The organism is Yersinia sp. 1252 StPb PI (assembly GCF_048593885.1).
GTDB lineage: Bacteria > Pseudomonadota > Gammaproteobacteria > Enterobacterales > Enterobacteriaceae > Yersinia > Yersinia enterocolitica_E.
The window spans coordinates 1-10,233 of sequence record NZ_JAZGQE010000169.1 but is presented as its reverse complement, the minus strand read 5'-3'; the positions used below and the strand labels follow the sequence as shown (position 1 = coordinate 10,233).

The following is a 10,233-nucleotide window of genomic DNA, read 5'->3' as shown; positions in this document are numbered from 1 at the left end:
TCATTGCAGTTGTAGGTAGGCGGCAAGCGAACGCATCCCGATGAGCTTACTCAAGTAAGTGATTCGGGTAAGTGAACACAGCCAACAACCCTACAGCTTCAAGGACGCAGGACATACCCAAAGTCATTGCAGTTGTAGGTAGGCGGCAAGCGAACGCATCCCGATGAGCTTACTCAAGTAAGTGATTCGGGTAAGTGAACGCAGCCAACAACCCTACAGCTTCAAGGACGCAGGGCAAGCAATATGAGGACTTCGTAATGAGCAGTATGCGGAAACATATCAAACAACTGCACCCGCTCAATATGGTAATCGGTTAACAGGCTGATATCTTTCGCCATTGTCTGCGCATTACAGCTTGAATAGAGTATGAATTCAGGTGCCATCTGAGCAAGATAGTCACACAGTTCAGCCCCCATGCCACGCCGTGGGGGATTAACCAAGACCAACTGCGGCACTTGCGTTTCTGCGGTGGCGAAACGGGTGGAATCCAGTGCGGCAAAACTGACATTCTTTAATCCTAGCTGCTGCGCCGATTGACGTGCGCAGGCGATGGCTTCCGCGTTGATTTCAATACCGGTGAGTTGTGTCTCGGTGCTGGCACAATGCAAACCAAAACCACCTACTCCGCAAAACAGATCCCACATACTGCTGATCTCCAGCTCCCGCACCCATTGCCGTGCCGTGGCATACAGTGAGACGGCAACCTGAGGATTGGTCTGGAAAAAACTTTGTGGCCGGATAAACAGCGGCACCTGATTAAACAGTTCGGGCAGCGCCTGCTGTTCAGTTAACGGGACTTCTTGCTCCCCTTCCAAGATTGCCATATGCACTGGCTGAATATTAGCCGAGATAACAGCCAGTTGAGGCAATTGCTGCTGTAACCATGGCAGTGCTGCGCGTAATTGCGCCAGCTTGGTTTCAGAACGCAGTACAAAGCGCAGCATTAACTCACCGCTATAAGTACTTTCAGTCAATAACAGGAATTTAAGCTCGCCGCGTTTACGTGCAACGTTATAGGGTGTGAGACCAGCGCGGGCTATAAACGTTTTCAGCACGGTAAAGACCGGGGCAAAACTGGCCGGATAGAGTGGACAGTCAGATAAATCGACCGGGGTACCGTCACGATGCAACATCCCCAATAGCGGCCGTTCAACACTACCACTGACCACCATTTTCGCTTTATTACGAAAAGCGTTCTCACGCCCGAAAACCGGCACTAACCACTGAGCCACAGGGTGACCAGCTAGCAGGCTCTCCAAATGATGTTGTTTGTCAGCCAGTTGTTGTGGATAGGGTTTATCCAGCCACTGGCAGGAACGACAGCGACCCGCCGTATACTGTGCGCAATGCATTAATATTGACCGTTATAATCTGAGAAGTTGAATAATTTGCAGCCGAGGCTGTTGATGAGGCGAATTGTAGCATTGTGCCGCGCTAAACACTCATTTTGACTGAGGGAAATAGCGGTACCAGGGGAAAAACAGCAAACCGATAATCACCACATCGGGGATCTTCTGTAACAGGAGGCTATGTAAAATTTCGCTGCCGGTATCACCTTCAACCCGAAAAACATCTAAATACAACCAGTCCAGTGACACCATCAACAAATAAACACTCGCGATAATCTGACACGCCAAATAGCACCAACGCGCCCAGTTCTTGCGATAACACACCGCAGCGCCGCAGACAATGTCTAACAGCAATAGCACCACACTGGCCAAGAAGATCAGGCCAAAATCCCAGCTTTGCAGACTTTCACTGATAAATTCGCCGGTACCCACCCACCCCAGAGTCGCAACCAATAATAATACGCCGAGGATACGGGTAGCAATAATGGCAGTACCGGCGATGAGGACCGGTACTGGCGTCGTTGCAGAGGATGAAAATGCTAAGGATGAAAATAGTTTTCTCATGTTGCCCTATCTGCCCTCAGTCCGGTTGCTGCAACCTAATGTTATTCCTGACAATAACGCCGCTGGTCAGCGGCGTTAAAGCAGAATGAAGCCTAACAGTTTTAACGGCAATCAGCTACGGGCAGCTTTTCGTAATTCACGCAACCGCTGCTTTTCCGAACGGGACATAAACCACCACGCGATTAAACCGATTATCCCAACCACCAGCAAGATAAGTGTGGCAAGGGCATTAATCTCTGGATTGACCCCCATCCGCACACTAGAAAAGACCAGCATCGGCAAGGTTGTCGCCCCAGGGCCGGCAACAAAGCTGGCAATCACTAAATCGTCCAGCGATAAAGTAAAGGCCAATAACCAGCCGGAGATTAATGCCGGTGCAATCATCGGCACGGTAATCACGAAGAACACTTTCAGCGGTGTGGCCCCCAAATCCATGGCGGCTTCTTCAATAGAACGGTCCAGCTCACGCAGACGAGAACTTATCACTACCGTCACATAGGCAGTACAGAAGGTGACGTGCGCCAGCCAGATGGTGAACATGCCACGCTCTGCTGGCCAACCGATAGCATGCCCCATAGCAACAAACAGCAGTAGCAATGATAAACCGGTAATCACATCGGGCATCACCAACGGCGCTGTCAGCATGAAAGCAAAACCGGTTGAACCGCGAAAACGGCCAAAACGCACCATCACCACCGCGGCTATTGTCCCCAGAACCACCGCCATCGTGGCGGAGGCGGCGGCAATAGTCAGACTCAGGCCAACGGCAGATATCATCGCTGAATCATTAAATAGCTCTGTATACCAACGGGTTGACCACCCCGCCCATACGGTTACCAGTTTAGAACTGTTAAATGAGTAGATAACCAGCATCAACATCGGCGCATACAAGAAGGTATAACCGACAATAAGGATCACCCGACGCCAGACCGAACGTACTTCCGGTAGGTTATTCATACCGGGCCTCCTATCTCTTTATTCTGATGCTTGTGGAACCAAAGTATCGGCACAATCAGCAGCACTAACATCACCGTCGCAACCGCCGAGGCAACCGGCCAATCGCGATTGTTAAAGAACTCTTGCCACAAAATACGACCAATCATAATGCTGTCCGGCCCACCGAGCAGTTCAGGGATAACAAACTCACCCACCGCAGGGATAAACACCAACATGGAACCGGCAACAATGCCACCTTTGGTCAATGGCACAATGACACTGATAAAGGTCTTAAATGGCTTGGCCCCCAGATCCAGCGCCGCCTCCACCAACGAATAATCCAGTCGGGTCAGCGCAGTATAGATTGGCAGTACCATGAATGGCAGATAGGAATAAACCACACCAATGTATACCGCCAGATTGGTGTGCAGAATAATCAGCGGTTGATCAATAATCCCGGTCCACATCAGGAAATTATTCAAGATTCCATTGTTTTTCAGAATACCCATCCAGGCATAAACCCGAATGAGGAATGATGTCCATGACGGTAAAATCACCAACAGCAATAAGATATTACGAGTGGATGATTTACTGTGTGCAATCGCCCAAGCCAATGGATAGCCGATAATCAGGCAGCATAGCGTCGACACCGCAGCCACTTGCAATGATTGCAGGTAAGCATCGATATACAGCGGATCATCGAGCAGTTGCAGATAGTTACCCAGATTGAGCGAGATATCCAACTTGCCGTCCAGCCAGGTAACCAGATCGGTATAAGGGGGTACGGCGCGCGCCATCTCGGCCAGACTGATTTTGAATACAATCAGGAACGGCAACATAAACAACAGAAATAGCCACAAATAAGGCATGGCAATAACCAGTTTACGGCCATGCGCCATTTGGTAACGCTGGACAAAAGCCTTAATCGGCCCGACAGTACGGGTCGGTGGTTCTGCTGCCCCACGGGTAGATTTAGACATCACGATATTAACTCCCCAAGGCTCTTAATTACCCAAAACCACGCAACTGTCAGCATCCCAACATAATTGCACTTCATCGCCCCAGGTTGGCATCCCTTTACGGTAGCGATGACCATTTTGTAGCTGTGCACTCAGCATCTGCCCGCTGTGTAACTTCACATGATAAATGGATAAATCCCCCAGATAAGCAATGTGTACCACTTCACCGACCGCGAAGTTGCAGCCATCTTCTGGCACTTGTTCACACAACATCACTTTTTCCGGGCGCAGAGCCACAAATACCGGGACACCGTCTACCACCGAGGCATCAGAATCCACTTTCAATGGATGGCGCAGACCAGGGCTGTCAATCACCAATGCATCATCCAGCCGCTCTTTTAGTACCCCCTCAAATACATTCACCGAGCCGATAAATTCAGCGCTGAATCTACTGTTCGGATGTTCATAAATCTCTTCCGGTTCGCCAATTTGCACAAACTTGCCACGGTTCATAATGGCGATGCGCCCGGCCATCGTCATCGCTTCTTCCTGGTCATGGGTAACCATCACACAGGTCGCCCCCACCCGCTCCAGGATATCAACCACTTCCAGTTGCATCCGATCACGCAGCTTTTTATCCAACGCCCCCATGGGTTCATCCAGCAACAGCAGTTTTGGCCGTTTGGCCAAGCTACGGGCCAGAGCCACGCGCTGACGCTGCCCGCCAGAGAGTTGATGTGGTTTACGCTTAGCAAACTCTTGCATGTGCACCAATGTCAGCATCTCTGCAACGCGGCTTTTGATCTCATCAGCAGGTAACTTGTCTTGTTTCAAGCCAAACGCGATATTTTGCTCAACCGTCATATGGGGAAATAACGCATAAGACTGGAACATCATATTGATCGGGCGCTGATACGGCGGCACATGAGACAAGTCCTGCCCATCGAGCACTATCTGCCCCTGAGTCGGCTGCTCAAAGCCGGCCAGCATCCGCAACAGGGTGGATTTACCACAGCCTGAAGCCCCTAACAGCGCAAAAATCTCACCTTTGTAGATAGTCAGATTGACGTCATCTACCGCGGCCTGACCATCAAATGATTTGGTTAAGTTGCGGATCTCCAACAAGGGTGTAAACACCTTCTGGGATTTTGGCTGCGGGCGGGGAATTACATCATTCACTCAGCGTGCTCTCCGTAAAAGCAGAACAGGCCGCATTTAAGATGCGGCACAATAAAAAACAGGAACAGGAAGATAAACTCCCTGCCCCTACCCTCGTTCATTTCACTTTCCATCAATGTGATATCAGTCACGCGTTGAGCGCAAGCTACTGATTCACCCCAATGGGTTATTTACCACTTTTCACTTTTGTCCAAGCCCGGGTGATCACACGATCAATTTTCGGGTCTTGTACTTTCAGCGTGAACATTTTGGCACGCACATCCGCTGGCGGATAAATACCAGGATTATCACGTACTTCTGCATTTACCAATGGCGTTGCCGCTTTGTTGGCATTGGCATAGAACACATGATTACTGATATTAGCAATCACATCAGGGCGCATCAGGTAATTCAGGAACTGATAGGCTTCATCCTGATTTTTAGCATCAGATGGCATCGCAAACACATCAAAGAACGCTAATGCGCCTTCCTTCGGAATGCTGTAGGCCACATTCACGCCATTTTTCGCTTCTTTGGCCCGATTAGACGCCTGCATGATGTCACCGGCCCAACCGACAGCGACGCAGATGTCACCATTTGCCAGATCATTAATATATTGTGAAGAGTGGAAGTAACGGATGTTCGGCCGCAGTTTCAGCAACAATTCAGTAGCAGGACCGGTGTAGTCGGTCGCCTGAATACTGTTTGGATCTTTACCTAAGTAATTGAGTACAGTTGCAAAGATCTCACTTGGTGCATCCAGGAAAGAGACACCGCAACTTTTCAACTTCTCAAGATTTTCAGGTTTCAGCACTAGATCCCAACTGTTTACTGGCGCATCTTTCCCCAGAGCAGCTTTCACTTTCTCGACGTTATAGCCGATACCTGTTGTCGCCCACAAATAAGGAATAGCATATTTATTTTCTGGGTCGTGTTTGCTGACCAGCGCCAACAACTCAGGATCGAGATTTTTATAATTAGGTAGCTTACTTTTATCCAACGGCTTAAAGACACCCGCAGACAATTGGCGCTCAAGGAAACTGGCTGATGGCACCACTAAATCAAACCCGGTACTCCCGGCCATCAACTTACCTTCCAACACCTCGTTGGAGTCAAACACATCATAGACAACCTTAATGCCGGTTTCCTTTTGGAAATTAGCCAGCGTATCGGGTGCGATATAATCGGACCAGTTGTAAACGTGCAGTGTTTTTTCCTCAGCAGATGCTGAGACGGACGCGGCCATTAACAAGCCAGCAGCAACACCCGATAACCACTTTTTACGATGGGTGAACATCCGTTAACTCCTCCAGAATAGGGGGTGAAGTCGTGCGCTAAATTTGTATCCGCCAGGATACAACACCTTTGCCCTGCCGAGTGCTATTGCCACCTGCACCAGATGCATGACTATGCACGGTGAGTGATTATTCACCTGGTAAGAATAATCACTGTTTAGGCGGAGGAATATTATGCCCTTTGCAGAAACAGCAGCATAACCGTACTTGGCAATCCGTACCATACTCTAGGGTAAAAAACGCCTTTTATCGATTTTTTATGCACATTCTATCTATGTAATGCGCCACTAATGGCATAAACGGCGATAAATATCTGGCAAAGTAGGGTAAAAAGCAGAATATCTTATGGTTTACAGGGGAAATAGTAGTGTGCCACCGCTATCAGCGGCACATTTAATGAAGGGATATTAGTGGATAACCGGATAAGCCGTCGCCGTCTGTAGCGATTCATCGTCGTCACTGTTGCCAATAAACAGTAAATCATTGGCACGGGCTTCCAGAATGATCATCGAAATCTGCTCTTCACACTGCTGCATAAAATAGCCAAATTGAGCAAATGTGACACCGACTTCTACCGTCAGTGACTGGCAGACAATCAATTTCGGCAAATTATCATCCTGAATATCGATAAAGGCTTTAACCGTCAGCGAGCTGGCATTTATTTGGCTCAGATCCGCGACTAACGGGATAAGGGCCGTCGGCCTGACTTCAGCCAGCGCCGAGAACAAGATGATGTTATCAACCAAATCAACTTTGGCATCAAACACGCCCTCAAAGTTCTGCATATGTGGCAAATGCAGCGCCTGACAGGAGTCACACTCAAAAAATGAGATACCGAGTTGATCCAGCCAACGCCGTAATAAGGCTAAATCCGGGACGATGAGTGAATCCATAACTACCTACCTCACGATTCTCATAAGACGAAAAGTGGCATAGCTTACGGAATATTAACCGACAGTGCTATGATCAATACCGACAAATTTAATGCCCTTATAAAGACTCAGTCATTATCCTGATCGGGTTTATTATCCTTTTTGGTCTGTTCTGCCGCTGATTCTTTGTTGGATGGCGGCCTTGATATTCTATCGGCGCTACCTAATAGTGGGCCAAAACCACTCGCTACGCGCCAAACAATACACGCAGCGGCAGGGAGCATCAGGCCAATCCCGACAAAAATCATAATAATGGCGACAGCCGGTGTTCCCATTGAACCAGATAATGACAAGTAGCCATTAATACTTAGGTAGGCAACAACCAGTAACAGCATCCCCAGCACTTCTGAAATAATCACAATGCGGGGCATATCTCCTAACGAGCGCATCTTTACCTCCGATAGGCTCTGCATAAGCGTTTACACAGTGTATTGAATCCCCACAACTTGTAACAGTACCGATAAGCAAATAGGTACGATTAATCAAACTAACAGGCAAATCCTGCTTTTTTTTCACCGCGTCAAAGGGCATAGTAGACCGCAGTAAGAGTGAGTAATGCGCTAGAAGTCATTTAACAGTTGAAGATATAAAGAGCTGTTGGCGAAGTGATTACCCCTGTTTGAGAAATGGCGGGGATAGCTCAATTTAATTAAGGAGTTTTACATGTTTGCTGTGATTTTCGGGCGTCCTGGATGTCCTTACTGTGTCCGTGCTAAAGAACTGGCAGAAAAACTGGAAACTGAACGCGACGATTTTAAATTCCGTTACATCGATATTCATGCGGAAGGTATCACCAAAGCTGATTTGGAAAAAACCGTCGGCAAACCGGTAGAAACCGTGCCGCAAATCTTCATTGATGAGAAACACATTGGCGGTTGCACAGATTTTGAAGCATACGCTAAAGAAAATCTGAGCCTGTTCCAGTAATCTGGTCAGCCGCACAGAGCGTTTCTTCGCCAAGATTATTTGGCTTTATCCGAAAAAGGGTGCTTAGCGCCCTTTTTTTATTGCTGGGGCTCAAGTACCACACAGTAAAAACCGCCTCAGGAAACCAGACGAAGCGACCCACAAACAACATATAAACCCATCTATAATTGATAACAAAGCATATCCTTCTAGCGAGACCAAACTTCCTGCTTATTACTGGCTGTCTCGCAGCAGACAGATTAGAATAACTCCCACTATCGCCTGCCTTTATGTGCTGTTTAGCGATAAATATTCTGAGTTTAAAGACATGCTCCTTCTACCTTTAAACCAAGAGCGTATACATCGTGGTCATTCGAGCTAAATAGAAAGTCATACTCGTGAATATAAACGTCGCAAATCTGTTAAACGGCAATTACATCTTGCTGTTATTCGTAGTTTTAGCCTTGGGGTTGTGCCTGGGTAAACTGCGACTCGGCCCTATTCAATTAGGTAATGCTATTGGTGTGTTGGTGGTATCACTGTTGCTTGGGCAACAGCACTTTACCATCAATACTGAAGCGCTGAATCTGGGCTTTATGCTATTTATTTTTTGTGTCGGTGTTGAAGCCGGTCCAAACTTTTTCTCTATATTTTTCCGCGACGGTAAAAACTACCTGATGCTCGCCCTGGTCATGGTAAGTAGCGCAATGATTCTGGCGTTGGGGCTGGGTAAATTATTTGGCTGGGATATTGGCCTGACTGCCGGGATGCTGGCAGGCTCCATGACCTCCACACCGGTTTTGGTCGGTGCAGGTGATACGTTACGCCATACCATCGCCAATAACCCGGCGTTGCAACACGCGCAGGATAATCTGAGCCTCGGGTACGCCCTAACCTATCTTATCGGGCTGGTGAGCCTGATTTTGGGCGCACGTTATTTGCCCAAACTCCAACACCAGGACTTACCGACCAGTGCTCAGCAGATTGCTCGTGAGCGCGGTCTGGATACCGATAGCCAGCGTAAGGTCTATTTGCCTGTCATTCGCGCCTACCGGGTTGGCCCGGAACTGGTGGCGTGGGCAGATGGTAAAAATCTACGTGAATTAGGTATTTACCGCCAAACGGGTTGTTATATTGAGCGCATTCGCCGCAATGGTATTTTAGCCAACCCAGATGGTGATGCGGTGTTGCAAGTGGGAGACGAGATTTCACTGGTCGGTTACCCTGACGCTCACTCCCGTCTTGATCCCAGTTTTCGTAACGGTAAAGAAGTTTTCGACCGTGACCTGCTGGACATGCGCATTGTTACCGAAGAAATTGTGGTTAAAAATAGCAATGCTGTTGGAAAGCGACTCAGCCACTTAAAATTGACTGACCACGGCTGTTTCCTAAACCGGGTGATCCGCAGCCAAATTGAAATGCCGATTGATGACAACGTAGTATTGAATAAAGGCGACGTACTGCAAGTCAGCGGTGATGCACGGCGCGTTAAAAGCGTGGCAGAAAAAATTGGCTTTATCTCTATTCACAGTCAGGTCACCGACCTGCTGGCTTTCTGTGCCTTCTTTATTCTCGGATTGATGATTGGTTTAATTACCTTCCAATTCAGTAATTTCAGTTTCGGCATTGGTAATGCGGCCGGCCTGTTAATGGCTGGCATCATGCTCGGATTTTTACGTGCTAACCACCCTACTTTTGGCTATATCCCGCAAGGTGCGTTGAATATGGTGAAAGAGTTCGGGTTAATGGTCTTTATGGCTGGCGTCGGATTAAGTGCGGGTGGCGGTATTAATAGCAGCTTGGGCGCGGTCGGTGGGCAGATGCTTATCTCTGGCCTAATCGTGAGTCTGGTCCCGGTTGTCATCTGCTTTCTCTTTGGCGCTTATGTATTACGCATGAACCGTGCTCTGCTTTTTGGTGCCATTATGGGTGCTCGCACTTGCGCACCGGCCATGGACATCATCAGCGATACTGCCCGCAGTAACATCCCGGCACTGGGTTACGCCGGGACTTATGCCATAGCCAACGTACTATTAACATTGGCAGGTTCGTTGATTGTTATTATCTGGCCGGGGATATTAGGCTAGTGTGCTAAAAAAGCCATTTCGAAGAAAACTAAACATTATTTTATACT

10 protein-coding genes are annotated in these 10,233 nt (G+C 48.3%); 2 read left to right on the top strand and 8 right to left on the bottom strand.

Annotation, left to right across the window (positions count from 1 at the left end):
• Positions 1-221 precede the first annotated feature (221 nt).
• The 8 genes from rlmC to V2A85_RS18990 form a co-directional block, all read right to left on the bottom strand.
• A complete protein-coding gene (gene rlmC, locus V2A85_RS19025) occupies positions 222-1,352 on the bottom strand; it encodes a 23S rRNA (uracil(747)-C(5))-methyltransferase RlmC (RefSeq protein ID WP_420072103.1) in 1,131 nt (376 codons plus the stop codon).
• A gap of 90 nt (positions 1,353-1,442) precedes the next feature.
• Positions 1,443-1,913: a YbjO family protein gene (locus V2A85_RS19020; protein WP_372559360.1), complete on the bottom strand. Its 471-nt coding sequence runs from the start codon at positions 1,911-1,913 to the stop codon at positions 1,443-1,445.
• Between the two features lie 111 nt (positions 1,914-2,024).
• A complete protein-coding gene (gene potI, locus V2A85_RS19015) occupies positions 2,025-2,870 on the bottom strand; it encodes a putrescine ABC transporter permease PotI (RefSeq protein ID WP_050084992.1) in 846 nt (281 codons plus the stop codon).
• Positions 2,867-3,829: a putrescine ABC transporter permease PotH gene (gene potH / locus V2A85_RS19010; RefSeq protein ID WP_372559361.1), complete on the bottom strand. Its 963-nt coding sequence runs from the start codon at positions 3,827-3,829 to the stop codon at positions 2,867-2,869. Before potH ends, potI begins: the two co-directional genes overlap by 4 nt.
• Before the next feature lie 24 nt (positions 3,830-3,853).
• Entirely contained in the window at positions 3,854-4,987 is a 1,134-nt protein-coding gene (gene potG / locus V2A85_RS19005) for a putrescine ABC transporter ATP-binding subunit PotG (protein ID WP_083158401.1), read from the bottom strand.
• 166 nt (positions 4,988-5,153) lie between these two features.
• Positions 5,154-6,263: a spermidine/putrescine ABC transporter substrate-binding protein PotF gene (gene potF / locus V2A85_RS19000; RefSeq protein ID WP_083158400.1), complete on the bottom strand. Its 1,110-nt coding sequence runs from the start codon at positions 6,261-6,263 to the stop codon at positions 5,154-5,156.
• A 405-nt stretch (positions 6,264-6,668) separates the two neighbouring features.
• Positions 6,669-7,154 carry a YbjN domain-containing protein gene (locus V2A85_RS18995; protein ID WP_083158399.1) on the bottom strand — a complete coding sequence of 162 codons (486 nt, stop codon included), beginning with the start codon at positions 7,152-7,154 and terminating at the stop codon, positions 6,669-6,671.
• Between the two features lie 107 nt (positions 7,155-7,261).
• Positions 7,262-7,582 (bottom strand): YbjC family protein, encoded by a 321-nt coding sequence (locus V2A85_RS18990; protein WP_372559362.1) that lies wholly within the window; start codon positions 7,580-7,582, stop codon positions 7,262-7,264.
• 274 nt (positions 7,583-7,856) lie between these two features.
• Between V2A85_RS18990 and V2A85_RS18985 the strand changes: the two genes are divergently transcribed.
• Positions 7,857-8,120 (top strand): GrxA family glutaredoxin, encoded by a 264-nt coding sequence (locus V2A85_RS18985; protein WP_004873700.1) that lies wholly within the window; start codon positions 7,857-7,859, stop codon positions 8,118-8,120.
• Between the two features lie 377 nt (positions 8,121-8,497).
• Positions 8,498-10,186: an aspartate:alanine antiporter gene (locus V2A85_RS18980; RefSeq protein ID WP_372559363.1), complete on the top strand. Its 1,689-nt coding sequence runs from the start codon at positions 8,498-8,500 to the stop codon at positions 10,184-10,186.
• The last annotated feature ends 47 nt before the right edge of the window (positions 10,187-10,233 follow it).